Consider the following 24,846-nt stretch of genomic DNA (forward strand, 5'->3'; position numbering starts at 1 on the left):
TGTTTGAGCTTTTTAGTCGATAATCTTTGTTCCTACAGTCATTTTATTTATTGCATCCCAATTCCACTCTACGCCCATCCCGGGTCCATCTGGTACATCTACATTACCATCTGCATCCACTGCTTCAAGACCATCCTCATATCCTTCGAGAAAAATGTCAGAAGTCAGTTGCAAACATTCTGTATCGGGATGGACCCAAACCATTTCATAATAATTCGAATTGCCTATGGCAGACATCACATGTCTTTGCGCTGGGCCAACGCCGTGAATTTCAATATCTGCGCCTACCGTTTCAGCCGCTGACGCCAGTTTCTTCGTTCCCGTGATTCCATCTCCATTTACATTGCCCCTGATAAAATCTGTCGATCCGGACAACAGCATATTCATCTTTCCAGAGATACCCGTAACTTTTTCCCCTTGAAGAAGTGGTGTATCGAGAAACTCTTTTAGTCTCTGGTGTCCGTTCTCAGTCGTGCCGTCCCCAACAAAATAAGGATCCTCTATCCAATAAAAACCGGCTTCATCGCAGGCCCTTCCAACCTTTAAAGCATCCGCAAATGTTGAATAATAGTTAAATGCATCCAGCATTAAATCCATCTTTCCTCCGACTCTATCGGCCACAGCGTGTATCAAGTTTATATGGTCTTGAATATCAGGTCTGGGGAATGGATGGATCTTAAATCCTTTATAACCGATTTCTAAGCATTGTTCAGCAAAATCAGCGTACGATTCTGGCGTGGATAAGCCCCCTTTTAATCCTTCTTCTCCTCCGTTCATCGTACTGGCATAAGCGGGCAATTTTTTTCTATATCCTCCCAATAACTCAGATACGGAGAGGTCCGTCATTTTTCCAAGGATATCCCATAATATGATGTCAACAGATGCGTGCAACCCACCCAGATGAAACGTATTGAAATCTTGCCATATTTCTTCCCTTGCAAGCGGATTTCGTCCCAATAAGTCGTGAGCAATGCGAGAAATATCATGGCTAATCGGATAGGTTCCGACGACTCCACAATCAGTATAAATACTGGTCATGTGTTTACCCATTGAAAGATTCACGCCCGGGTTATAGGTCATCCACGAAGAATATGTGCCAGGTCCACAATCTTTGATTTGCCACTGAATCCTTTTTATTTCAATCTTCTTTATTTTAGGCGATTTCATTTCTATCTCCTGGTCTGAAACCATCGCAGGAAAGACAGTTAGCTTTAGCAGGTTTTTCAATCAACCTGCATAGGTAACGGTTAAACGTTGACAAATAACCTTATACTGAGTATGGACTTGACCCGTTTTGGTGAGTATCTTATGCTGATTTTCCGGGCGGGCAGATCGCGTCTATTTTTTTCAGAGTAGCTTGATCGAGTTCGCCGTCGGCAGCGGCAGCGTTCTGTTTTGCCTGCTCGGGTGTCTTCATTCCGGGAATGGGACAGGTGACGGCAGGATTGGCGAGGGTGAACTTGAGCGCGAGATCAACCATGTTCAGGCCTTCGGGTACTAACTCGCGCAGTGCCGCAACCTTGTCGAGTTTGGCGAGGAAATCATCGCGTTGACTTCCCCCTGGATTCCAGTGATCTCGAACCATGTCTTCAAACCTTGTATCTGCCGTGAATTTATCCGCCAAAAGACCCTGAGCGATTGGCCCTCGCAATAACACCCCGATATTGTTGTCCAGGCAGTAGGGGAGGATGTCATTCTCAGGTCGCCGGTTAAGGAGCGAGTAGTTGATCTGACACGATGCACATGCGTCTCCTGAGTTGAGCGCTTTGAGCGAATCCAGGTCGTTGGTAGATATCGCGTAGTGACGGATCTTTCCCTCTTTCTTGAGCAACTCAAAGGCTTCGACAAAGATCTCGGGATGTTCTGGGGTTCCGATGTGACACTGATACAGGTCGATATAGTCTGTATTGAGCCGGTAAAGGCTTGCGTGACAACAATTGATTATGCTGTATATCGTCTTGTACCCGAGGGGGTCTCCTTGACGGCGTCCCCAGTTGCCAACCTTTGTCGCGATATAGACCTCAGATCGCTTGCTTTTCAGCGCTTTGCCTGTATAGATTTCACTCTGACCACAACCGTAGCCATCAGCGGTATCAAACAAATTAACGCCCGCGTCGAGGGCAGCGTTGATGGTGTCGAGGGCCTGCTTTTCTTCAACCGGACCCCACTGTCCGCCGATGCCCCAGCATCCCATGGAGACAGCGCTTACATTCCACCCAGTTTTCCCAAGCGTTCTATACTGCATGATATTCCTCCGTTTATGATTTTTCCCGACGAGGCGTCACGCGCCAGTCGGTTCGCAGTTTGGCAACGCGGTCGGCTGGCGGCTGCAGGAAGCGCTTGACTCTTTCACTGGCTTTCGCTTGCAGCTCAGGCCCGGCGAGTTCCCAGGCATTGTAGAACAGCCGGTCGCTGTTTGGTACGATGCGGATGTTCAGGGTGCGCCGGGGCTTGTGAGTCTGATTTACGCCCGCGCAATGCAGTCCCCCCGCGTTTACAATCAGTAGATCACCCGGATCGCCGGTTGCCTGGATCTTGTTGCTGTCTGAATCCGGCTCGGGATCCATCATTTCGGGTTCGTCGGCTTTGAAACAATGTGTGCGCGGAACCAACCGGGTGCCGCCGTTTTCCGCTGAATAGCCGTCGAGCATAAAGAAGAACCATAGGCCGTTGTGCTTGCCTTTGTTCGTGAGACCGGGCCTGAAGTCGCGATGGAAGCGCCCCTGCCGCGCTTCCGGATGATAGCGTACGGTGTTGGCAACGAGATCTAAAAAATGGTAGGTGCCCAGAGCGCGTTCGCAGATCCCGTGAACGGTGTCGTGGTCGAGCAAATCCATGGCCGCTTTACCCCACATGAAACAGGCGCGGGCGTTCGGATTGATTGTGAAGTTGCGTTTTCCATTTCCATCAAGAATGCGCACTTCAGGCAACTTCATCCCTCCTCGCCACTCGGCGATGTAATCATCCGCAGCACGCTGGGCGATATCCCGAAGAGGGTCAAGATACTCGGGTGCGATTTGTTCCCGCAGGATGACATAACCGTTTTCTTGCAGATCAGCTACGTGTGCGTCCAATTCCCCGTCGCTCATTGGATGGACTGGTTGCATAGGTTGATCTCCTTATTGTTCGTCCACAATGTTTGTCCTTCAGTCTTTTTTTAACTCGGGAATATTGTTCGGCATAAAAGATATCTCTCGCATACCTTCGTCGCCCAAAAACTGAATTGTAACACCACCTATAGATAGCATGTGCTGCAAATCCTCAATATTTCTCACCTTCTCATTGTCCACAGACAAAATCACAGTATCGCCCAATAACCCTACCTGAGCAGCTTCTGACTCTGCTGGAACATCAATTACCAAAACACCATCATTGTGCTCTAATTCCACAGCCCCAATCACCGCAGATTCCCTACCATAATTTACCAGACTACGCAAGGTCGCCCCCATCCAGTCATACAGATCAGCATTGACATAGGTGCCCCAAAACTCAGCGTTTTTATCAAACGCTTGCCCCAGACCAGACCAGATGCGCACGTCAGATTTGAACCTCGAATCTTGCACACCAAATTGATCCATAGGGAAATTTTCAAATCCGACCTCAGATCCAAATTTCGCCCGATAATCTCCAGATGATGGATTGTAAAAACCTGGATCACATGTTTTCGAATGCACGTCCAGACCCAACGCCCTGTGATCTTCCGGAGGCTCATAAACCGCAAACAGATTTTCATCCACCAAATTATCTTCTCCCCGGCAACCCGCCATTCCCATTCCGCGCGGTGAATAAGCTTCTCGACGAACAAGAATATTTCGCCGAACCACATCGCCGCTATTGGGATACCAAACGTGTGGGCTGAATAAGGTAGAAATATTGTTCTCTACAGTTCGAAAAAAGCCTTCACGCAACTTGATACCACCTTGCAAGCACAAATTGCCATAAATGTGATAATGCCCAGACCCATCGTCTAAATCAATATCGTATCCATGCGCACATTGAATCCGATTGTGGCGCAAAACAATTGGATCGACACAATCCAGCTTCGCCATCGTGCGCATGCGGGCGAATTCTTCAGGTGTTGCCTCGCCCTTTAGCTTCATCCAGTACCGATCCCGTCCCCACGAATTATAAGCTCCGTGTTCTCGCGTGGCCATTGACGTATCAAAAATATCGTTCCATTCAATCACATGTCCACCCCAACATCCATCGTTCACATTGATCGCAGCACGCGGCACATCGTAAATACTATTATGACTGACTGTAATCTCTTTGGCCTTAGAAATGAACACACCTGCAATCTGTTTCTCTACACTGCCCAACTGCGTCATCAAATTGTCGTGAATCACACACCGGGCCGGATAATTATTGTTCTGAGGCCCTGCTTCTAAATCGACCAACTCATGTCCTTCATCCAGCATTTCAGACGGCAACTTTGCCATACTCTCATTCTCAAATGGCCTGCCATTTACCATCGGTGTTTCACCCCGCATACCTTCAGGCCACCCCCACCAATGTGCCCATCGCGACCTCACGGCAGAATTATTTCCCTCAAGTAAAACAGCACTCGCACCCGTCTTTACAAACCGACACCCGCTCACAGTGACGTCCCGACTATAATCTTGAATAAAAACCCCATTCCCACCTATGCGCTCAAACGAGCAATTTTGAACGGTGCACAATTCAGCGCCTTCAAAAACAACAGCGCCTCCCCGATACACCTTCCAATCGCCACCACTTGGTATGACATCCGTTTCCATAAACGTGTAAGACGTATGGGTCAGTGTCAGCCCATCCAGAGTGATATAACAAACGGGGTTGTCCTCCGACCCTCGAAACTCAAACAAATGCCTCAGCACCACGACTTCCACTGTTGCATCGTCAAGAGTCTGTCCTTCTTCAGGCTTGAAATACAGTGTATGAGTTTCTCGATCTAAAAACCATTCTTTAGGCGCGTCCAATTCTTCAAACACGTTTTCAATAAACATCCGCCCTTCAGCCAACACATCATACGGATTGGTTCTTCGCCCACTGTTTTGCCACCCACCTTCTACCTTCCGATCCTTCTCGTACTCAAAGGTGTAAACCCCATCTGGATCTTTTTCCAAAATACGAAAGTGCAATGTACCCCACCCCAGCGACATCATCCCGTGTACAAAAGCACCCACCGGATTGGCATATCCTTTTAAGCGCGCCGAATCAATGGCATCTTGAGAGGTCTCTGGCGAAACCCATCGAATGCTGCCATCAAAAAACCCATCTCGCGGATCAGCATTTGGATGGCGACAGCGAACCATCTTTTCACCATTGATAAAAAGCTGATCAAAATCCAAGCCCTCAGGCACCTTAGCCTTCACCAGCCCATCTCCGGCGTCTTCCCAAATCAAGTCCACAGACTCTGCTCCACTAACAACAACCTCTTCGTCCTCATAAGCCCGATAAACAATGGGCGCATCTTTCGTCCCAGAATCTTCTGCACCAAAAATGAGCGTCTCGTTCAAATAGTAAGTTCCCTGTCTCAAACACACTGTTATCGGCCCGTTTTGTTTGCATGCACGAACAACCTCTTGCGCCCGTTTTAGCGTAGCAAGAGGTTGTTCTTCGGTGCCAGAATTTCTATCGTCACCTTTAGATGAAACAAAAAGCGTCTGCCCCATAAAATCACTCCTTATCATAACCTGTTTTTCGATCTCCATCGACTTCCTTAGACCAGGTCGCGTACAGTTCCCAGGCATTAATGCTTTTCATCTCTTATCCTGTCTCTGTGGATGTGTAAAAGGGCTGATCACGATATTCGGGTAGGAACCGCTGTTGTTATCACCCATCATCACGATCCTTTCGCCCGTTGAAACCAGTCAATGAGTTGGCTTTTAAGATCGTTATAAATCTCAGGATATTGACTGGCCAAATCATTGGCTTCGCCAATATCCTGATCGAGCTTGTACAATTCAAATTGCAATTCTTCAATAGCCGGAATAGCCTCGGCAAATTGCCCGCGATGATTAGGGCCTGTACCAACCAGTTTCCAATCGTCTTTTACCGCTCCCATTTTCCCAAACAAATCCCAAAACACATACCGTCCTGGCAAATCTTCTTGCCCATGTGATCTCAAATGCGCAAGCAAACTCACTCCATGAACTGGATGCTGTCCATTCATTTTGGGAATCTCAATGCCAGCCGCATCCAGCACAGTGGCAAACAAATCAAAATGCACAGCACCTGCATCAGATACCATCCCTTTGGGAATAACACCCGGCCACTGCATCACCGCAGGCACGCGGATTCCACCCTCATATGTCATTCCTTTTTGCCCGCGTAAAGGGCCATTATTGCCCGGAAATTTATCAATCATTGCACCATTATCGCTCAAGTAGATGACAAGTGTGTTATCTACGATAGCCAACTCATGCAATGTCGCCATGATTTTACCCACACCATCATCCATATGATCCAGCACCGCACAATAGTCGCGCTTGGGGAACTCAATACCGCGATCTTCATACTTTTTTAACCACTCGGCTTTGCCCGATGTTTTGGGTGCCTGTTCTCGCCACAAGGGACCATGCACAGCATTGTAAGGCACATAACAAAAAAACGGCTTATCACGATGTTTCCGAATAAAGTCAATCGCATAACCAGTAAACACATCCGTCAAATGATCTTCATGCACCATGGGCTGGTCATTGTGCAAAAGGCGACTACCATCAAAAGGCCAATAGGGGTGTGCACCACCCAAAAATCCGACAAATTCTTCAAAACCGCGTTCATTGGGCACATTGGGTGCATCATATCCCAAATGCCACTTGCCAAACATGCCAGTTTTATATCCTGCTTCCTTCAAAAACTCGGGCAAAAGTTTTACATCATCATGAATGCGCCTTGGCAACGTATCTGTTTTCTGCCCCGGCAGTGATGGGCCACGCCACATGCCGCATCCCAAAGAATACTGCCCAGAAAAAAGAGATGCACGCGTTGGCGCACAAAGTGGATTGACCCTCAACTGTGTAAAACGCACCCCATTTTTTGCAATCGCATCCATCGTTGGTGTATCGACCTCTGTATCCCAATAACAACCCGCATCTCCATACCCCTGATCGTCTGTAACAATGATGAGAAAATTTGGTTTTGTGGCCATAATGATCATTCCTTGAGCGCGGCAATATCCTCAGCGATCCACTCTTCCCATCTTTTTTCGTCGGGTTGCATAAATCCACTGTTGGCTCGCCGAAATACATTTGCATCTTCGCCCAGGAGGCGCAGTAGTCGACGATTGCCAGTCTCTCGTGCTCGCGCTTTGACTGCTTGAGAAATTGGTCCTGAATAATTGGCTCTGTGTTTAAGCCAGGAGTGATTCATCGTTAAAAAGAAGAGATACCGATAGTCCTTTGAATAATTGGCTGTTCCCGAGTGCACTATCGCATTGTGGAATACGGCTATATCTCCAGATTTGGGATAAAGGATGACTTCGTCAGGATGGGGTTGCTTTCTTTCTTCGGCCGTTAAAGACATGGCTTTCATGTGTGAGCCTGGAATAATACGCAGGGGACCATTTTCATCTGTGAGATCCTGTAAATAGCTCAGGGCATTGAAGAGTAAGGGCCTTTGGTAAACGCCTTCTTGAGGAAACTCGGCGAACATGTCCCGGTGAAAACCCAGTACCGGGTTTGTGTTTGGGTCCTGTGGTGCCGTGCGCCGGTATGTGATGGATTCGAGTTGGACATGCGGGCCCACGATCATTTCAGCAAAGTCCAGGAGGCGCTTATTTGACAAGGCAGAGAGAATGAGATCGGGTTTGTGTTCTAACACATCGACAAAGACCTGGGGTCGGCTGCCATCGGGATTGGGGAGGCGATCACCGATTTCTTCAAATGAATCTCGCATGGCTTTGACCCAGACATCGTCCAGCATCTTTGGGAAAAGTGTAAATCCAACTGTTTTGAATTCTTCCAGGTGTTCTTCGAGAGATTTGGGATCTTTTTGCATTTCAGCCTCCTGGTGTTTCAGTTTTCAATGGGTTTGTTGCGCGAATCTGTACTTCTAATGGGCGCCGATCACCACCAGGTCACGCGGTGGTAGCGGGAATTCCTGGAGCATGACGCGGTGCATCATTTCCTTCATCAGTTGCTGACGCGCCTGCTGGTACGCCGGATCATGCACGACGTTGACCAGTTCGTCTGGGTCCCTGGTGAGATCAAAGAGTTCTTCCCCGTCATCGCGCCCTGGCGTGACCGAGTAGCGGAACTCGCGGTTTCGCAGTGTCTCTTTCCAGGGGAACTTCATGATCCCCTCATGGAAGGGCGACTCGCACAGGCCGCCAAACGACTCGGAGAATGCCGACTGCCGCCAGTCCGAGACCCGCTCTCCCTTGCACAGAGGCATCAGCGAACGGCCGGCACATAGCGGATGGCCATCGCCGACCCCACGCCTCGACAGGGGCCTCGGGTGCTGTGCCAGAAGTGTTTCGTGCATATCCAACACGGTCGGGCAGATGTCCTCGTGCTGCACGAAGAGGTCGCAAGTGCTGCCCTGCTTCAGACCTGGTCCGGCTACAATCAGCGGGATGCGGATGACGGCGTCGTAGTGTCTGGCGGATTTTCCACCCAGATTGTGGTCCATGAGCATCTCGCCGTGGTCAGACACAAAGATGAAGTAGCTGTTCTCCATTCTGCCGACCTGTTCCAATCGCTCCAGGATGCGGCCGATCTGTTCGTCGAGGTGGATAAAATCGGCAAAGTAGAGCTTGCGGTAGTAGCGCCAGTCCGGTATCCGGTCAGGCCCATTCCAGTGGTCCGTGCCGTAACCGACAGGGTCGGGGATGAGATCCTCGTTGACCATATCCAGGAATCGCGCAGGTGGATGAAACGGGGGGTGGGGCTGCACATAGCTGATGTGGGTGTAGAGGGGTTGATCCGCGGGCGTTTCATCGATGAAATTCAGGGCATGTTCCGTAATCCAGTTGGTCTGCGAGATCTCTTCCGGGAAGGGTAGGGGGTAGTAGCCTTCGGTTCGGGTTTTGTTCCCTCCGTCATCGCCTTTAGCCCATGCCATTTTCTTTTTTGCCCGGCGCATCCTTTCGGTCAGGTTGATCTTCTGTTCGCCATACGAATCGTAATAAGGCAACTGAGAATTCCAATTCGCCGGGGTTGCCATGATCGCATCATAGTGTTCGGGATGCTCCTTTTCGATCCAGTCGTGCCACTCGCCAGTCCGGTTGTCTTCGGTGTTGTGTACCACATCCCAGCCGTACTCCCTGTAGTCCGGGTACGGGTAGTATTCTGAGTCAAACGGATAGAAGTGGATCTTGCCGAACGCGCCGGTTCGCCATCCGGCCATCTGCAGTGTCTTCATGAAAGTGGGGATGTCGGGATTGAGTCGGTAGCCATTGGAGAGCAGACCGTGGCCCCGGCTGGTCAGGCCCGTGGCAATGCCCGCCCGAGCCGGACAGCAGACCGGGTTGTTGGAAAACGCATTGGTGAAGGTCACGCCCATGCTCTGGAGGCGTTTCAGGTTGGGCAGGTCACAGATGCCATTCATGGCCGCTTCCAGCCACTTCGCCCCCATCTGATCGACCATGAAGAAGATGATGTTGGGTTTATTTTGTAACTGCATAAAATGTTCTTACCTCTATAGCAGAAATCAGGATTGGAAAATCGTCCCGGGCCATGGGTAAGCGTTGGATCCAGCATCATCATCGATGGGGCCTTCCGGCAGTGTGGCTTGCCAATCCATGACCTGCTCTGACATCTGTTGGACCACGGTCTCTTCAAATTTGGCGTGATTGATGAGTTCCATCGGGTCTGCAGGAATGTTGTACAGCTCGACACGGCTTCTGTCCGGGTTGAGAAGCAGCTTCCAGTCACCCTCGCGGATTGAAAGGATCGGGCTTTTGTGAAGGCAATGGCCGTGAACCCGAAATCGCCACTCCCACATCAACGGCGTCGTGCGATCTACCGAGTTACCTCGAAAGGCGGCTGTCATATCCTCGCCCTGCAGACCAATGTTGTCGGGAATATCTATGCCAGCGATGGTACAAAAAGTAGGCAACAGGTCTATGGCACATAAGGGCGTCGTGTTGTCAACTTTGCCTTTTGGTCCGCCGCTGCCTGGCCACCGAAGAATGAAAGGGGTTCGCACACCGCCTTCGTAGAGGCTTCTTTTTCGACCTCGAAAGGGACCAGAAGAACCGACGCCACTGTGTGACGCATTTCGAACGTGGATATCCTCAGGGCCGTTGTCAGCTGAGAAGATGACAATCGTGTTGTCGGAAAGGCCCAGTTGATCCAGCCGATCCATGAGCCGTCCTATGTGGTAATCCGCGTTGGTAACGACAGAATAGTAGATGCGTAGTGCACCTTTGTGTTTGTCTTCCAGGCCTTGAGCGGTAAGATTCATATAGGGTTCCATCTGCTCCTCTGTAGGATCCAGAGTGGCGTGGGTGTCAAGCAACCACGCTTGAACAAAGAAAGGCTCATCTTGATGTCTTTCGATGAAGGATATGGTTTCATCTATGATTACCTCTGTAGATTGAGATCTGCCTTCGGGAATCTCAATGGGGGGTCCGACCGCATTGAATGTTTTGGATTCGTCAATTCCATAAGCCGTGGTATTGGGTGCTTCTTCGCCGCTTCCCAGGTGCCACTTGCCAAAGTGTCCAACAGCATAGCCACTTTGTTGCAGGAGACCCGTGATGGTCGTTGCATCGGGATCCAACCAGTCTGGCATGCCGCGTAGGGCGTTCTGCTCGTGACGAGCAAAATGGCCATGTATGCCCCAGTGGGCAGGAAATCGACCCGTCATGACCGCTGCCCGGCTGGGTGAGCACACCCCCGAGCAAACATAGAATTGTGAGAAGAGAATGCCCTGCGAAGCGAGCCGATCCAGATTTGGCGTTTTTACAAACTGGTGGCCGTAGCAACTCAAGTCACCCCACCCCCAATCGTCGGCGAAGACAAATACGATATTGGGTCTTTTCGATTCAGCCATTGCGGTTCTCCTTTCAACGAGGGTCGCCAGCTTCAATTGTTCGTTCCAGCAGCCTGCTGCGCATGGCTTCTTCCCGATCTCGATAATCCGGGTTTCCTGCCAGATTCACCAGTTCGCCCGGGTCGTTCTGCAAGTCGTAAAGTTCAGAACGATCATTCACATAATGTGCGTATTTCCACTTCTCGTTTCGAACCATGCGACCCCGAGAAAGGAAGAACGTTCCCGACTCAACCAGCGGCAATTCAGGTACGGGTTCAGTCCGACTTATGCCGGCTTTCAGCGCGTCCAGTTCTGCTTCTGGTCCTCCCTCTGGCAATGGCTGACGGCTACCAACTTCCGCATAGGTGCAGTCTCTCTCTGGGACCATACCTGACATCATTTCGGTCACACTTCTACCCTGAACACCCGGCGGGATCGAGATTCCGCTACTCTGGAGTAATGTGGGCATCAAGTCGATTTGCTCAATTTGCAGTGCGTTCGTTGCACCATCCCGTGCATGTTCCAAACCCCTTACGATCAATGGGACCTGGACAATGCAGTCGTAGAATGCAGCAGTTTTCCGAATGAGTCCGTGTTCGCCCAGGTACTCACCGTGGTCACCTGTGGCAACAATGATGGTGTCGTCCCAACGACCAAGCGCTTTGAGTCCATCAAAGAATTTGCCCAGGCATTCATCCAGGTGCCTGAGCATGCCGTAGTAATACGCCATTGTCTGGCGCAGTTGCTCGTCATCCATGAGATGCAGCCACCCGCCGTGATAATAGACTTGCTGAACGAACGGTTTTGAGTCCAATTCACTCTCTGGTCTATGTGGGAGAGGCATGTCCTCGGGTCTGTACATCGTGGCAAAAGGTTCGGGAGCCCGATAGGGCGGATGAACATCGGAAAAGCTCAACCACACAAACGAAGGCTCGTCACCCTTCCGTTCAAGATAATCGAGGGCATGATTCACGTTGGCTCTTGCTGGCGTTTCAGCAGGACCGAAAGGGTAGGTTCCGCCATACCAGATTGGATTTGGGTGATCTCCCCAACGGAAACGTCTTGTTTGTGATTCGAACACGGATGGGTTGATGGGTATTGCAGGCCCAGGAAATGGCTTCCCATAGGCTTCTCGCTGCTTGTGCCGAAGTGGCGACTCTTCAATACACGCTTCAAATCCTGCAGTTTCGGCATCTGGGAAACAGTGGTTTTTCCCAAATAGGCCACAGCCGACGCCAGCATCTTTCAAGAGCCCTGGAAGATGAAACCCTTCCTTTTCTTGCATCAACAGCGTGTTGTCTCTGGAACCAGTAACGCTGGGATAACGACCCGTGAAAAATGCGACCCGTGATGCGACGCAGAGCGGAGAAGGTACGGTGCAGTTTTCAAACCTGATGGCTTCGCTGGCAAAGCGATCCAGATGAGGTGTCGCTCCGACGGGATTGCCATAGCATCCCAATGCGCGAGCGGCAAGATGCTCAATGGTGATCACCACAATGTTTTTCATCTCTTAGCTCCTATCGACTTCCTCAGACCAGGCTCTGTACAACTCCTGCAGGTGCTCAACGACCCTGGGATGCTGATCAATCAGATCTTGACTCTCGGAGGGATCTTCCTTCAGGTTAAACAGGCAGGTATTCTGGAGAAGCTCTGTGCGTTCAACGATCCCATCGCAGGGCTCTCGACCTCTCCTGCCACCTTTATGCAACAGTTTCCAATCACCAGAGCGCACGGCATAACTGTCGCCCCAGCGCCAGAAGAGGTCTCGCTCGTCTGCGATTTTTGTGACATCTTTTGGAATGGGGTGACCATCCAAACCTTCTGGCTGATTGATGTCTGCCGCCTGTAAACAGGTCGGAAGAATATCGAGCGTTGAGATCGTCCTGTCACAGATCGTTCCAGATGCCGACTCATTTGGACGGGCGAGGATAAATGGCACGCGAATCCCGCCCTCCCAGAGCGTAAACTTGCTCCCGGCAAGCGGCAGATTGCAGGCACCGGTGTTCGGTGCGCCTCCGTTGTCTGAAAACATAATCACGATGGTGTTGTCGGCAAGCGATAGCTGATCCAACGTGTCCAGAAGGCGACCGATATTGTCGTCGAGGCAATTCAGGTTCGCCAGATAGTATCTGCGAAACTCGTCGGCATTGATCTCGCCGAGGATTCTATACCTTTTGAACCAGTCCCCATACCCGCCCATGGTCTCCGGGTCGTAGTTTGGAATCTCCCTTACGCCGTGCTTGTCGAGGTATCGCCTGGGCACCTGGTGAATCAGGTGATGCACGGAGTTGTAAGAGAGCGTCACAAAGAAAGGTTCTTCCTGGTGGCTCTCGAGAAAATCGATTGTCGCGTCGGTAAAGATCTCCGTCAGATAACCTTCTCCAAATTCTTTGTAATCCCGGTTGTGCATAAGCGGTCCAACAACCGCGCTGTGCCCTTTTGGATCGGGCGTGCGATCTTCGATGTCTTTGGTGAGGAGGAAATAGTCGTGGCCGTGTGCTGAGAATCCGAGAAACTCGTCATAGCCATGGTTCAACGGATATTCGTGAGCCTCGTGATCGTGAAAGCCCAGGCCGTAATCGTTCTTGCCGAAACGCGCTGTGGTATAGCCGTTAGCCTTCATGATTTCGGCGATGTTCTTTTCTGTTTCAGGATGTCCGCATAAAAAGGAGGATTTCGGATCCCAACGCACCTGGTGTCGCCCTGTATTCCACCCGGCACGCGAAGGGCTGCATACGGGAGCTGTCACATAGGCCTGTGAAAAGAGAACGCCGCGCTCAGCGAGCCGGTCCATGTTTGGCGTTTGCACGTCTGGCGCATGGTGTTTGAATGCGGTCAGATCGCCGTAGCCCTGATCGTCTGTAACAATGATGAGAAAATTTGGTTTTGTGCCCATAATGATCTACCCGGTAATCTTGAACCGGTTGTCGATTTTCCCAGGTCGCCAGTTTTTATTTCGTTTGAAACGCCTGGATTTTTACCAGAATGTGGAAGAACTCACGCAAACCCGCCGAGAAGCTGCTCTCTGGTCATTATCTTGACTGGTGGCAGGTTATCGACCATTCCCGCGTCCGTGCGTCGAAGCTCATCAATGGTCCCTTGCCGAAGTTGGGCAAGCAACTCGTGGTAATCGGATTCCAAAGCGAGGTTTTCCAGTTCCTCGGGGTCATTCTCGAGATCGTACATCTCTTCGATCTCCCCGGGGACGAGCCAGCGGATATATTTGTACTTTCCCGTGCACAGAGATACCCACCAGGGGATAGGAGGATTGCCTATTGGCTCGCCACAGCCGACATCGGTGTCTTCGCCAAAATAATGACCCGTACACTCCATCAGCAGCGGGCGATCCCATTCGGCGTTGGGATCGGAGAGCAATGGTGTCAGGTCCTTCCCGTGCATCTTCCAGGGTTGTTCCATGCCGATCAACGAGAGAAAGGTAGGCGGGATATCCTGGCCGCCGATTGGCACATCGCATACTGTGCCTGCGGGAATCCGTCCCGGCAGCCGCATGATCATCGGCGCTTTGATATTGGCATCATAGGGTGCCACCTTGAGTCGAAAGCCGTGCTGTCCCCAGGCAAATCCCTGGTCCGACGTAAAGACGACCAGGGTATCATCTAATTGCCCCATCTCCTCTATGGCGCCGATCACCCTGCCAACCCCTTCATCCAGAGCGCGCACGCCCCGGTTGTATTGTTGTTCCCAATCGGTGAGGGTCCGTCCATCCCGGATGCCTACAGGTTGGCCCTGATCTCCCTCGCGCCAAACACCATAGTCCCGCATATGTGTCGCCTTGGTCGGGCGCGGCGGATAGATGTCTTCTGGCGTGGGGACCTGGGAAACATCTGGATAATCCTGGAGATGGCGGTCAGCCACTTTCCAGGGGCCGTGTACTGCGTCATAGCACAGCCAGAGGTGCCAGGGCTTATCCGGTTCTTCTGCCCGTCCACGGAGAAATTCAAGTGCATACTCCGTGTAGTTATCGGTAGAATAGCCGCCAACCGGTTCCGGCGGTCCCCCGTTGATACTCATGCTCTGATTGACATAATAGGGCCCGTATTTCTCGGGTTGGCTGTGGTCCCAGATGGCAGAAAAATCCCAGTACCGACCGTGACCATGATCGGGACCTGTGTGCCATTTGCCGACGATGCCTGTGTACCAACCATTCTCACGGAGATTCTCGAGCCAGTACGGACACTGGTCTGGATCGCGGACATAGTTTGGGTAGCTCGTGGGCAGGTGCATGCTCATCACGCCATGCGGCAATTTTCCGGTCAGGTACGTGGCGCGTGAAGGCGCACACCAGGCACTGGTATAGCAGTTGGAAAAACGCATCCCCTCATGGGCGAGACGATCGATGTTTGGCGTACTGATCCACGAATGCGCCTCGGGATAGCAACTCACAGACCGAAAGCTCTGATCGTCGGTGAAGATGTATAAAATGTTGCTCGGACGGTTCAATTGATCATCGTTCATTTTGGTTCTCCGTAATCTATATGGTCAGGTAACCAGACCATGGTTCGCTTCTATTTTCTCTTGATTGCAATATGAAAATCCTATGCCAAATTGGGTCGCAAATCCATTAGCTCAGCGTTTTACCTGGGTATAGGGGCTTGAAATATACTGCTTGTAGCCGTTAACATCTCGTCCATGATTGCTGAAGAAATCGATCCGAGAAAACCCCTCCTTTAACGGTATGGTTGCAGTCCAGGCACCCGTCTTTGCATCGCGTTCCATATCCATCCATTGGTCTTCGGGGATTTGCTCGTGCAAGAAGGGGGCGGAACCTGCCGGAGCGCGATCATAGATCCACCATATGCGTCCGTTTATCGGCTGAGGTCCTTCATTAAAACGCACGCTGACACTTAGTTTGTCCTTGGAGATTTTATAATTTGACTTCGGAGGCTGTAGCAAAGGCTCGCCACCAAAGAAGTGATGCCAGAGGAAGGCGTCTTTATTCTGTTCGTCCTTTGCAGCAGCGACATGCGGCGTTTGCGAGTGCCCACCGTTAGGTTCGTAATAGACAGGCAACTGGGGATGGTTTTGCGCTCCCCAGAGAATATCGTAGGCGACATAGTCATGCGTTCCCGGCTGAAAAAGAATATCAACGCCGCGCGCCATCAGACGATCCCAATTCTCCGTAACGCTCACCCCGGGCCGTAAGCGATCCGCAAAGCTTTGCATATCGTCCAGGGATTTCCCCATTTTCAGCGCCATCTTACCCATACTGCGCTCAGATCCCACCATAACGCCTTGATACAATTTGGCGCGTTTTGGATCCAGGTCGATATCGCCGGCCTTTACAGCCTCAAAGAATGCTTTGTTTGCCTCTTCAGCTTTCGCCGTTGCTTCCCTGTCGGCTCTTCGAGTCGGCGAAAAGTAAGCAAACGCATGGTTGGAGCATGTCGCGGTAAAACGCTCGTCATGTATCAAGGCGACCGCAGGCGACATGCCGTTCTTGGAGCTGCCCGAACCGGCCACTTTGCCTTTTTCGAAGTAGTCGGTTTCCGCATACGCCGCGGTGGTTGCCCGCATTAAGGTCATCGACCAAATCCAGAGAGTCGTGTATCGAGGATTCAGGTCTTTCATGAACCTGCGCATCATTTTTTGCTCCAAACCCTGTTTCCCCGGAATCTGCCTAAACGCCTTGACGTGCGTCTTAACGAGGCCAACGCCACCTGCCAGCAGTTTTGCCTGAAAGTCGGTTGGGCGCGAGTCTTTCATCAACGTCTCATAGGGATTGGCTCCCGTAATGCTAAAGCCCTTCGCCTTGCCTTCGAGCGGCACAATCATACGCACCGGGATCCGATAATCTTGTCCCGGCCACCATTCGGCGACATTGATTTCGATGAGCTTTTGTCGCGTCGTGCCTGTCACCTCATCTACATGCCAGTCCTTCAACGTCTTTATATCCAGCGTGCTTTCGTCAAGAATCTCTTCACTATTGAACATGTCGCAATTCATACCAGAATCCTTTTCAGAATCGGCAGCAAACGCTACGGAAATCGCAAAAGTCGCGAGAATAACCAGCGATGCCATTATTCTAATTCTATCCATTGCCTTCTCCTTTGCAAATTTGGTGTGACTCGCTAAGACCTATTTTGGTTCCAGGCTGTCTCTTAGACAACCGGCCTGATTTCAGACGCTCCGTCTCGCCGATGGCCTCGATGCGAAAGAAGCTGCAACCGTGCGAACAGCCTCGCTCCAATCATCCCAAAGCCCCGGACCTTCCGGGCGAGGCTCTGGCGGGGGAACTTCTGGCCCAAGTTCAAGTTCGTGGAGTTTTCTCACGTTGGGCGGTGGCGATGGTCGTGGCCCTTTGACATAACGGCCGTTATATACTCTGTCATATACAGATTTTTTGTAAGCATCATAAAGAATCATCTGTCGAATCTGCGGAGGATTGCTGTAGTTCCGCGTTGCCGAGTGGAACATTCGCCCGTGCCACAAAACCACATCGCCCTCGTCACCAAAAAACTCAAAGGGTTCAATGTCGGCGAGTGCGTCCTTGAGTCCTGCAGGCTGCGGCAAAACAAATGCCGCAGCGCCGCTTTCCGGATGGGGCGAATGTAGAATTGAATAGCGGGCAAGATCTACAGAGTCCGGCTCTGCTTCGTAGAGCAAGCGGTGACTGCCGGGAAAAAGGGCGATGCCACCTCCACCCTTGGGAACCTGGTCAACGTATGCGCTTGCCACCAGATGCACCGGCTCGGGATCAATGTGTGCACCGGCACGGACGGCATCCGCCAGAGCAGGTGAGTCGCCAGGACGCTCTCTCGGCAGCACGCAATACATACCGCGCAACTCCTTGCCACCCCAGACTGGCCAACCACGCAACCGACTTCCACGCGGATCTGGATCGGCCGCGGAGGAAGTTACCTCTGGTGTCACAACTTCACCTTCGCCGAGAAGTTGCTCAAACCACGGGAATACACGGCGTGGAAGCAAGTTGATTAAGTCCTCGTCGCCAGAGAGTTCACGCAATCGCCAGCCGTGGTCACCGGTGCGATCATTCATGCCATCAGGCGTGCTTTGACGATCTGCCTCCGGAAGACCGTTTAGCCAGGTTTGAGGATCGTCTCGGCGCAAATGACTTGAGGTGTTTCCCGCCCACAGCCTGTCCCGCGCTGCAGCACAAAGTTTGGGGTCGAGAATATTTCGTTTAACGAGGAATCCGTTCGTAATAAATTGTTGGATCTCTTCTGTACTCAGTGCTGCCAATGCTGTATTCATGGAATAAGCCCTCTTTCTTCAATATTGAACCATTGTACTAACTTCAATACTGAACCATTGTACAAAAAAAAGAGTTGGATTTCAACAATTCTTAAAAGACAGGTACTTACGGAAGGCGATGTATGTTATTTGGAATTTTGCTCGGAAATCACCCTGAACAAATTCGCTTGCTTCATGTCCGTCCCTTGTTGTAGTATGCATCCGGATCCTGCCCCTGGACACCAGCAGTAGTTTTGGTGATTTCAAATGCATTGAGGAGGAAGAAAGATGAAAGCAAGACCATTCAAAGGTGCGAAGATAGGCAGGGGTCTGACCATTGCATTGCTATTGGCTTTGACCTCGGGCAACGTCGCGGCCCAAAGCCCCACCGAGCTGCCAGCCAAAGATTTGAGCACGATTGATTTGTCAAAATCGGAAGGTGCTAAATACTTTCTCATAGTAAAGGCTTATGCCGATTATATGATTACCCGCGGGCGCGACCGTTACGGAAAAGAACATTCGCCCCTTTTTGCCACAACGCTTAACCGGGAAACCGGAAATGTATATCGCGAAAATCCTCCCGATGCACCCAAAGGTATCCGCAATGGCGATCGCACTTGGCGTGGTTCAAATACGTCAAAAGATAATGGTTTATACAGCATACTTTATCACTTGACGGAAATCACAGGAGATGACAAGTATGCACGGGAAGCGGATAAAGCAATCAAATGGTTTTTTGCCAACTGCCAAAGTCCTGAAACGGGATTTATGGCCTGGGGAGAACACATCGGTTGGGATTTTTTTACAGAGGCGCCTATTAAAATGGGTACTCGATCTTTGACACACGAGTACAAAATTTTCAATTATTGGGACAAGGTGTGGGAATTTAATCCGGAAGCTGCTGAAAAGTTTGCACTGGGATTATGGGAACACCAGATTTATGCGCACGAAGGACCAGAAGCGGGCGAGTTTAGCCGACATGCCAGTTATGACACACATAGTCCTGGAAAAGGAAGAGCTTTTCCCGCACATGGCGGCAATTATATCTATGTTTGGACAAAAGCATATCGGGAAACTGGCAAAGAAGTTTTTTTAACCGCCATTGAAACCGTATTGAATTATTATGAGCGAAATACAACCGATAAAGGTGCGATCTTATATGCATCAGATTTTCCTGAGCAATATTCTTTGAAACAAAGTATGAATCTGGCATCCAATCTCTATCGCGCAAAGGATTTTATGCCCGCAGACCTTGCAAATAGGATGAAGAAATTGTCAGAAGGAACAGATTCTTTGTATTTAAGTTTTGATCACGATCCGTCAAAAGGCGGAAAAGGATTTCTTGAATCCGCCAACCTTATGACCCTTGTACCGGGGAATTTTCGGAGGTCAAGTACTGGAACGGATGCCTGGACTGAAATGTGGTCGGCTGGTTATGGGGTGGGATCGGGAAGTACCGAGCAGGCAAACAAATGTTATGCGCGGTATAAACTAACAGGTATTGAAGGCTATAGAATCCTTTTTATGAAAGCGGTGAATGCCTATTACAACGAAGATCCTCCGCCGTCAGCAGTACTTTATCCCAGCAATTATTCCAGCATATTTAATATGATGATGAGTGCGTATGAATTAACAGGGGCAGAACGTTTTTTAAGCAAAGCAAAAACGTATATGGACTTATCGGTAGAAACTTTTTTGAGTGATCAATCCCCTCTGCCAAAAGCATCAAACCAAAGTGAACATTATGAGGCCATAACAGGTGGCCCAGAATTAATGGAAAATGTGCTGCGTTTATGGATGGTAATGAACCCTCAGGATCGTGCTGGAGAATAGAGCTATAATCAGAAATCCCAAAAATACAGAGGGGATTCTAAACACTCGGCAAAGGCACAGTATCTCCTGTTTCATGTTGCCACAATCGAATCTTCGCCGCCATATCGCGAATGCGATCGCGATGTTCAGGAACATCAAACAGATTGTTTTCTTCATAAGGATCTGTATTAAGGTCGAACAACTCACACTGATCACCAGCACACAAATTCAACTTCCAGCGATCACCCGTCACCACAGATCGCCAGGGCAATGTCGCCATCAAGTTAATGCTTGGATTCCCTAAATTGCGATCGCCAATCCCATTCCACTCCATAAATGCAACGTGATCCTTCAAATCGCGCTCACCGGTGAGTGCACCAGCCAAACTCTCCCCTTCACACTGATCTGAAACTTCAACGCCCGCCAGATCCAAAAGCGTCGGCACCAAATCCGCATGCCCAAACACACCATCGATTCGTTTCTGTTCCTTATTCAACCACGGCACACTGAGCAAAAACGGCACTCGCGCAGACTCTTCGTAAAACGTCCGCTTTTCCATCATGGCATGATCGCCCACCATTTCCCCATGATCACTCGTGTAAGCAATAATCGTATTCTCCAGTTGCCCTGTCTCTTCCAATGCCTGAATGATCCGCCCCACAGCATCATCCACAATCTTCATATTTCCGAAGTATTGCGATCTCACTTTCCGCCATCCCAATTCCGTACTTAAATCTTCACCTGCCTCCTTCTTCGTTGCATAATGCTCTGCTCGCACCCGATTAAATCGCGAATGTCCTTCAGGCTGTTTCAAAAACGTCGGGCCAACCGGCAATTTCTCAGGATCATACAAACCGTCATACGGCCCTGTATATGGAGGGTGCGGTTCAAACGTACTGCACACCAGTAACCAGGGCTGATCGACATTTTCTCGAATAAACCGATCCGCTTCCTGCGCGACAAACGCCCCGACCTGTTGTTCCGCTGGCAAACGCGCGCGATCTCCTGCAGAAAATTGTTTCAAGTCCGGTGCCAAATGCGAGGGTGGTTCAACGCCCTGCGCCACCAACCACTCATAGTGGGAACTCATCGGCGCATCTTGAATCGTATTCAAATGCCGCAAATTATCCTGAATACTGATCCACTCATCAAACCCATGTTGGCGAACGGTATCGTTGCCCAAATGCCATTTGCCCATATATGCCTTGCGATATGTATCTGGCATCATTTCCGCAATCGACTTTGTATCTTCTCGTAGATGAATCCCATTCGCCACACATCCGTGCGAATGAGGGTACAACCCAGACATCAGCGTACCCCGCGATGGCGTACACACAGCCTGACCAACATACGCATTCTCAAAAACAAAAGACCGCTCCGAAAGCGCATTCAAATGCGGCGATTGAATCCAATCATTGCCGTAACACGACATGGTATCTGTGCGTTGCTGATCTGTGAACACAAAAAGAATATTCGGTTGATTCATATCTATCCCTCAAATTTGTCGTTCAAAATGCCGATCTTCTGTCGTTCGCGGTATTCCCTACTTGTTAAACCAAAGAAGCTGCAATCCGTTTTCGCTCACAGTACTTTTTAATTTTCGTTTACATTTGTTTCCTGCGAAATGCGTGGGGATTTACCATTTCATATCCCCATTGATCCAACAATTCCTGCCCGTTCTCAAACGCGTCGTTCTGTTCCTTCAACAGATCTGAAAGCAAACCTTCCAGATGCGTTTGAACAGATTCTACCTCAGGCCGACCACAAAGGTTCTCCAACTGATAAGGATCTGCCTCATTGTCATATAGCAACCAGGGCCCCTCCAGGTCACGCACATAAGTATAACGGCTCGTGCGAACGCCTCGATATTCCCTGCCACCATGTTCATAAGAATAATTGGCAAACGGAACGTAGCATCCAAAAAGTGAAGCCTCCAAAGGCGCATCGGCTTCACCGAGCATGTGTTTGGCAAAACTCACCCCTTCGACGCCTTCCGGTACAGGCGCGCCTACCAGATCCAACAACGTCGGCATCATATCTGGTATGCCAAAAGGGGTGTCGATTTGACGACCAATCCCATCTGGCAAACGCAACAGAAAGGGCACAAGAATAGATTCATCCCAGGGCCGTATTTTCCGATCATGGCCTTGCGACCCATTCATTTCACCGTGATCAGAGGTAAACACAAGAATTGTATCCTCTGTCACCCCGAGGCGTTTAAGTGCTTCTTCAACACGCCCAACACAGTGATCAAGTGCCGTAATATGCGCATAATAACCCCACATATCATTCCGGGCAGTCGCTACACTCTCAGCAGGCACATTGTCTCTCAATACGATTTCATCTTCATTGTAGAGCGCTCTGTATTCTTCCGGCACTTTGTGGAAAGGGTTATGAGGCGGGCCGTAGGATACAAACAGGAAAAAGGGATCGTCTTCATCCTGCCTGCCCTCCAGATACTCAATCGCACAATCGGTCTGTGCAAACGCATCGTATCCTTCCCACTTTTTCATAATGCCCGAGTCATCATAATAGGGCGAATCGTAATAATTGTGCGAGCATTCGTGCGCGCGCCAAAAGTCAAAGCCCAACCGTCGCTCAGGTGGGATGAAATTTTGCTCGTGGGTATCTCCGTCCAAATGCCACTTGCCAATGTATGCGGTGTCATAACCGTGTGACTTTAGAACCTCAGCGAATGTGGTTGTATTGGGCTCAAGCCGAATTTGGTTTAAAAAGATCCCATGCGTCAGTGGATATTGCCCGGTCAAAAGACAGGCACGAGCTGGACAACAAACCGGGCACGTTGACACAGTCGTATCCAACCGAATACTCTTTTGAGCCAGGGCATCGAGATTGGGTGTCTTAACATTTGGATCTCCCGCATACCCCGTCGCCTGTGCGCGCCACTGATCGGTCAAAATGAATACAATATTGGGCTTCTCTTTGTTGGCCACAAAAACCTCCCTACTTAATTGCACAACAATCAGAATGCAATCACGATACGAAAAAGTTGTCCATACCTCATGATAATCAAACAAATATTGATAATCAATATAGCCCACAAAAACAAAAAATGAAGAGTATTTGCCGTAGTTCAGAAATTAACTTATTATGGGACATGGCAGAAAAGGCTTGTAAACCATCGAATGAGGAATACTCTATGGCTCTAAACGAAGATCAGCTCACCTTTTACCGACAAAACGGCTACTTGCTGGCCTCCGGCCTGATTTCTGATCAGATCGCGGCTCAAGCCGAAGCGGCGATGTGGAAGCTGATGGACATGGACGCGGGGGATGCGTCCACCTGGTCGACGGTGCCGGAGACCGCCGATACGTATAACAAAGGCAGCGGTGCGGTGATCTTTAACGGGGTGCAGGATCCCGATTTGATGGCCTGCGCCACAGACGACTACCTCAACGCTGTAGCGCAGCTGCTGGGCGAACCGATTGATTCGTTGCACTCACCCGAAGCGATCTTTGCACTAAATTTGTTGGGGCGTCCGGGGCAATGGACCATGCCACGGCACCCGCACATCGACGGCCTCAACCCGAAGCATGTGCCCAAGACCTTTCCCGGGCCCTATCGCATCACCAGCCTCCTCTATCTAAGCGATATCGAACCGCAGGGCGGCGGGACCTGTGTTTGGCCTGGTTCGCCCAGCAAGATACGCGCCCTGGCTGAATCCGATCCGGTCAAGTACGAGCACCTGAAAGATCTGAACAAGGATATCCCCTCGTTAGATCTGGAACCCGGTATCGAACTGACACCGAAGCGCGGTGATATCCTTTTTTTTTCACACTTGTTCGGCCACAATGGGTCGGTCAATACTGCGGCTAAACCACGTTTTATGATGCGCTTTTTTTGTTCGTGCGAAAAATGCTACACGACCTGGCCCAAGGCGGATCATTGGGGTTTTTGGACGCCATAGGCCTCATCCCATAATACCGCGTTACACAAAAGCGCGTCAACGAATCACAGAAATATCAAAAATATTTGATTCCTTCTTAAACAACCGGTCTGATCTCTGGCGCGCCATTCTCTTCGCACCACGGCGTAAGTGGGCTATCTCCGCCACCAGCTTTGTAACCCTCTATCTTTGGATATCTTTCACCAACCAGATATCGGCCCAATTCATCCAGTTTATCCATAAAGGCAGGCTCCTGGCTTCGATAATCCAGCGGCATCACCCAACGATAGCCATAACCAATCATGATCGCCTTTCGCATGTTACCCGATGTGTTTATCCCTGCTGCATGCCCGGTTCGATTTTCAAAGAATAGGCAATCACCCGCCTTTAAAGAAGCTTCAACATAACCTTTTGGTCCAGGCTCTCCTTCAGGGACTTCAATGGGGTTGCTATGGCGATTGGAGCCAGGCGCAACCAGCGTCATACCCGAGTTTGGTTCGGTCAGATCATTGAGATAAAACGCGCACTTTAACAACACACGGGGCACATGATTTCCCAATACTTTTGTCGCTGCACCATAATCGCGATGCCATCCGACCCGCCGAACTTTCTTCGAGGGATCGGAAGAGCCTCTATAAGCAAGTTGTGATACCATCAGTTGGATATGTGCACCCAAAAGCTGTACCGCAACCGACAGCGATTTGGCGTGGGTTAGCAGTGGAATAAAAGCATCATCTTTCACAATACAATTCTTAAAGCCCAGTCGTCCCGTGCGCATGTGTTGGTCGTCACTCGCAATCAACCGATCAGCAGCCTCAACGACCCGGTCAATCATGTCCTGATCGAGCACGTCGCGCACGATGAGATAGCCTTGCTCATCAAATTGCCTGATTTCTTGTTCTGAAAGCGCATGCCAGTCCAAATCAATCGACGATTCTGTCATCTGAGCCATTGTT

At 50.3% G+C, this 24,846-nt stretch carries 18 protein-coding genes; 2 read left to right on the forward strand and 16 right to left on the reverse strand.

Translation table 11 applies throughout. The features are described 5' to 3' along the window. Positions 1 to 12 precede the first annotated feature (12 nt). From OXG87_13005 to OXG87_13065, 13 genes are all read right to left on the reverse strand, one after another. The gene (locus OXG87_13005) at positions 13 to 1,167 is read right to left on the reverse strand and encodes a mandelate racemase (protein ID MCY3870471.1); all 1,155 of its coding nucleotides are present in this window, start codon (positions 1,165 to 1,167) and stop codon (positions 13 to 15) included. Between the two features lie 139 nt (positions 1,168 to 1,306). Further along, positions 1,307 to 2,245: an aldo/keto reductase gene (locus OXG87_13010; protein MCY3870472.1), complete on the reverse strand. Its 939-nt coding sequence runs from the start codon at positions 2,243 to 2,245 to the stop codon at positions 1,307 to 1,309. A gap of 13 nt (positions 2,246 to 2,258) precedes the next feature. Then, the gene (locus OXG87_13015; protein MCY3870473.1) at positions 2,259 to 3,107 is read right to left on the reverse strand and encodes a phytanoyl-CoA dioxygenase family protein; all 849 of its coding nucleotides are present in this window, start codon (positions 3,105 to 3,107) and stop codon (positions 2,259 to 2,261) included. A gap of 39 nt (positions 3,108 to 3,146) precedes the next feature. Further along, the gene (locus OXG87_13020) at positions 3,147 to 5,654 is read right to left on the reverse strand and encodes a PDZ domain-containing protein (GenBank protein ID MCY3870474.1); all 2,508 of its coding nucleotides are present in this window, start codon (positions 5,652 to 5,654) and stop codon (positions 3,147 to 3,149) included. A gap of 170 nt (positions 5,655 to 5,824) precedes the next feature. Continuing rightward, positions 5,825 to 7,132: a sulfatase-like hydrolase/transferase gene (locus OXG87_13025; GenBank protein ID MCY3870475.1), complete on the reverse strand. Its 1,308-nt coding sequence runs from the start codon at positions 7,130 to 7,132 to the stop codon at positions 5,825 to 5,827. A 5-nt stretch (positions 7,133 to 7,137) separates the two neighbouring features. Continuing rightward, entirely contained in the window at positions 7,138 to 7,980 is an 843-nt protein-coding gene (locus tag OXG87_13030) for a phytanoyl-CoA dioxygenase family protein (GenBank protein ID MCY3870476.1), read from the reverse strand. A gap of 54 nt (positions 7,981 to 8,034) precedes the next feature. After that, positions 8,035 to 9,606, reverse strand: coding sequence for a sulfatase-like hydrolase/transferase (locus OXG87_13035; GenBank protein ID MCY3870477.1), 1,572 nt, complete (start codon positions 9,604 to 9,606; stop codon positions 8,035 to 8,037). Between the two features lie 27 nt (positions 9,607 to 9,633). Beyond that, positions 9,634 to 10,980, reverse strand: a complete 1,347-nt coding sequence (locus OXG87_13040; protein ID MCY3870478.1) for a sulfatase-like hydrolase/transferase — start codon at positions 10,978 to 10,980, stop codon at positions 9,634 to 9,636. Between the two features lie 13 nt (positions 10,981 to 10,993). After that, positions 10,994 to 12,466 (reverse strand): sulfatase-like hydrolase/transferase, encoded by a 1,473-nt coding sequence (locus OXG87_13045; protein MCY3870479.1) that lies wholly within the window; start codon positions 12,464 to 12,466, stop codon positions 10,994 to 10,996. A 3-nt stretch (positions 12,467 to 12,469) separates the two neighbouring features. Beyond that, positions 12,470 to 13,855, reverse strand: coding sequence for a sulfatase-like hydrolase/transferase (locus tag OXG87_13050; protein ID MCY3870480.1), 1,386 nt, complete (start codon positions 13,853 to 13,855; stop codon positions 12,470 to 12,472). 101 nt (positions 13,856 to 13,956) lie between these two features. Beyond that, positions 13,957 to 15,435 (reverse strand): sulfatase-like hydrolase/transferase, encoded by a 1,479-nt coding sequence (locus OXG87_13055; protein ID MCY3870481.1) that lies wholly within the window; start codon positions 15,433 to 15,435, stop codon positions 13,957 to 13,959. Positions 15,436 to 15,546: 111 nt separating this feature from the next. Beyond that, positions 15,547 to 17,016: a hypothetical protein gene (locus tag OXG87_13060; GenBank protein MCY3870482.1), complete on the reverse strand. Its 1,470-nt coding sequence runs from the start codon at positions 17,014 to 17,016 to the stop codon at positions 15,547 to 15,549. A gap of 81 nt (positions 17,017 to 17,097) precedes the next feature. Then, the gene (locus tag OXG87_13065) at positions 17,098 to 18,192 is read right to left on the reverse strand and encodes a phytanoyl-CoA dioxygenase family protein (GenBank protein MCY3870483.1); all 1,095 of its coding nucleotides are present in this window, start codon (positions 18,190 to 18,192) and stop codon (positions 17,098 to 17,100) included. A 267-nt stretch (positions 18,193 to 18,459) separates the two neighbouring features. On the opposite strand from OXG87_13065, the gene OXG87_13070 reads away from it, so the two are divergent. Next, on the forward strand, positions 18,460 to 20,004 hold the full coding sequence (locus tag OXG87_13070; GenBank protein ID MCY3870484.1) for a hypothetical protein: 1,545 nt from the start codon (positions 18,460 to 18,462) through the stop codon (positions 20,002 to 20,004). Between the two features lie 37 nt (positions 20,005 to 20,041). On the opposite strand, the gene OXG87_13075 is transcribed toward OXG87_13070, so the two are convergent. Together OXG87_13075 and OXG87_13080 are read right to left on the reverse strand one after the other, a co-directional pair. Further along, entirely contained in the window at positions 20,042 to 21,469 is a 1,428-nt protein-coding gene (locus tag OXG87_13075; GenBank protein MCY3870485.1) for a sulfatase-like hydrolase/transferase, read from the reverse strand. A 118-nt stretch (positions 21,470 to 21,587) separates the two neighbouring features. Continuing rightward, positions 21,588 to 22,937 carry a sulfatase gene (locus OXG87_13080; protein MCY3870486.1) on the reverse strand — a complete coding sequence of 450 codons (1,350 nt, stop codon included), beginning with the start codon at positions 22,935 to 22,937 and terminating at the stop codon, positions 21,588 to 21,590. A 206-nt stretch (positions 22,938 to 23,143) separates the two neighbouring features. Between OXG87_13080 and OXG87_13085 the strand changes: the two genes are divergently transcribed. Beyond that, entirely contained in the window at positions 23,144 to 23,911 is a 768-nt protein-coding gene (locus tag OXG87_13085; GenBank protein MCY3870487.1) for a phytanoyl-CoA dioxygenase family protein, read from the forward strand. A gap of 76 nt (positions 23,912 to 23,987) precedes the next feature. Here the strand turns inward: OXG87_13085 and OXG87_13090 are convergent, their stop codons facing one another. Next, complete coding sequence (locus OXG87_13090) at positions 23,988 to 24,842, reverse strand: phytanoyl-CoA dioxygenase family protein (GenBank protein MCY3870488.1); 855 nt, start codon at positions 24,840 to 24,842, stop codon at positions 23,988 to 23,990. Between the last annotated feature and the right edge of the window lie 4 nt (positions 24,843 to 24,846).

Source organism: Gemmatimonadota bacterium (genome assembly GCA_026706845.1).
In the GTDB taxonomy this organism is placed as follows: domain Bacteria; phylum Latescibacterota; class UBA2968; order UBA2968; family UBA2968; genus VXRD01.

Excerpts from the sequence above, each read along its gene's own strand:
- OXG87_13020 (MCY3870474.1), bottom strand. The coding sequence starts at position 5,654 with ATGGGGCAGACGCTTTTTGTTTCATCTAAAGGTGACGATAGAAATTCT.
- OXG87_13070 (MCY3870484.1), top strand. The coding sequence starts at position 18,460 with ATGAAAGCAAGACCATTCAAAGGTGCGAAGATAGGCAGGGGTCTGACC.
- OXG87_13085 (MCY3870487.1), top strand. The coding sequence starts at position 23,144 with ATGGCTCTAAACGAAGATCAGCTCACCTTTTACCGACAAAACGGCTAC.
- OXG87_13075 (MCY3870485.1), bottom strand. The coding sequence starts at position 21,469 with ATGAATCAACCGAATATTCTTTTTGTGTTCACAGATCAGCAACGCACA.
- OXG87_13015 (MCY3870473.1), bottom strand. The coding sequence starts at position 3,107 with ATGCAACCAGTCCATCCAATGAGCGACGGGGAATTGGACGCACACGTA.
- OXG87_13050 (MCY3870480.1), bottom strand. The coding sequence starts at position 13,855 with ATGGGCACAAAACCAAATTTTCTCATCATTGTTACAGACGATCAGGGC.
- OXG87_13025 (MCY3870475.1), bottom strand. The coding sequence starts at position 7,132 with ATGGCCACAAAACCAAATTTTCTCATCATTGTTACAGACGATCAGGGG.
- OXG87_13065 (MCY3870483.1), bottom strand. The coding sequence starts at position 18,192 with ATGAATACAGCATTGGCAGCACTGAGTACAGAAGAGATCCAACAATTT.
- OXG87_13030 (MCY3870476.1), bottom strand. The coding sequence starts at position 7,980 with ATGCAAAAAGATCCCAAATCTCTCGAAGAACACCTGGAAGAATTCAAA.
- OXG87_13005 (MCY3870471.1), bottom strand. The coding sequence starts at position 1,167 with ATGAAATCGCCTAAAATAAAGAAGATTGAAATAAAAAGGATTCAGTGG.
- OXG87_13010 (MCY3870472.1), bottom strand. The coding sequence starts at position 2,245 with ATGCAGTATAGAACGCTTGGGAAAACTGGGTGGAATGTAAGCGCTGTC.
- OXG87_13035 (MCY3870477.1), bottom strand. The coding sequence starts at position 9,606 with ATGCAGTTACAAAATAAACCCAACATCATCTTCTTCATGGTCGATCAG.
- OXG87_13090 (MCY3870488.1), bottom strand. The coding sequence starts at position 24,842 with ATGGCTCAGATGACAGAATCGTCGATTGATTTGGACTGGCATGCGCTT.
- OXG87_13055 (MCY3870481.1), bottom strand. The coding sequence starts at position 15,435 with ATGAACGATGATCAATTGAACCGTCCGAGCAACATTTTATACATCTTC.
- OXG87_13045 (MCY3870479.1), bottom strand. The coding sequence starts at position 12,466 with ATGAAAAACATTGTGGTGATCACCATTGAGCATCTTGCCGCTCGCGCA.
- OXG87_13060 (MCY3870482.1), bottom strand. The coding sequence starts at position 17,016 with ATGGATAGAATTAGAATAATGGCATCGCTGGTTATTCTCGCGACTTTT.
- OXG87_13040 (MCY3870478.1), bottom strand. The coding sequence starts at position 10,980 with ATGGCTGAATCGAAAAGACCCAATATCGTATTTGTCTTCGCCGACGAT.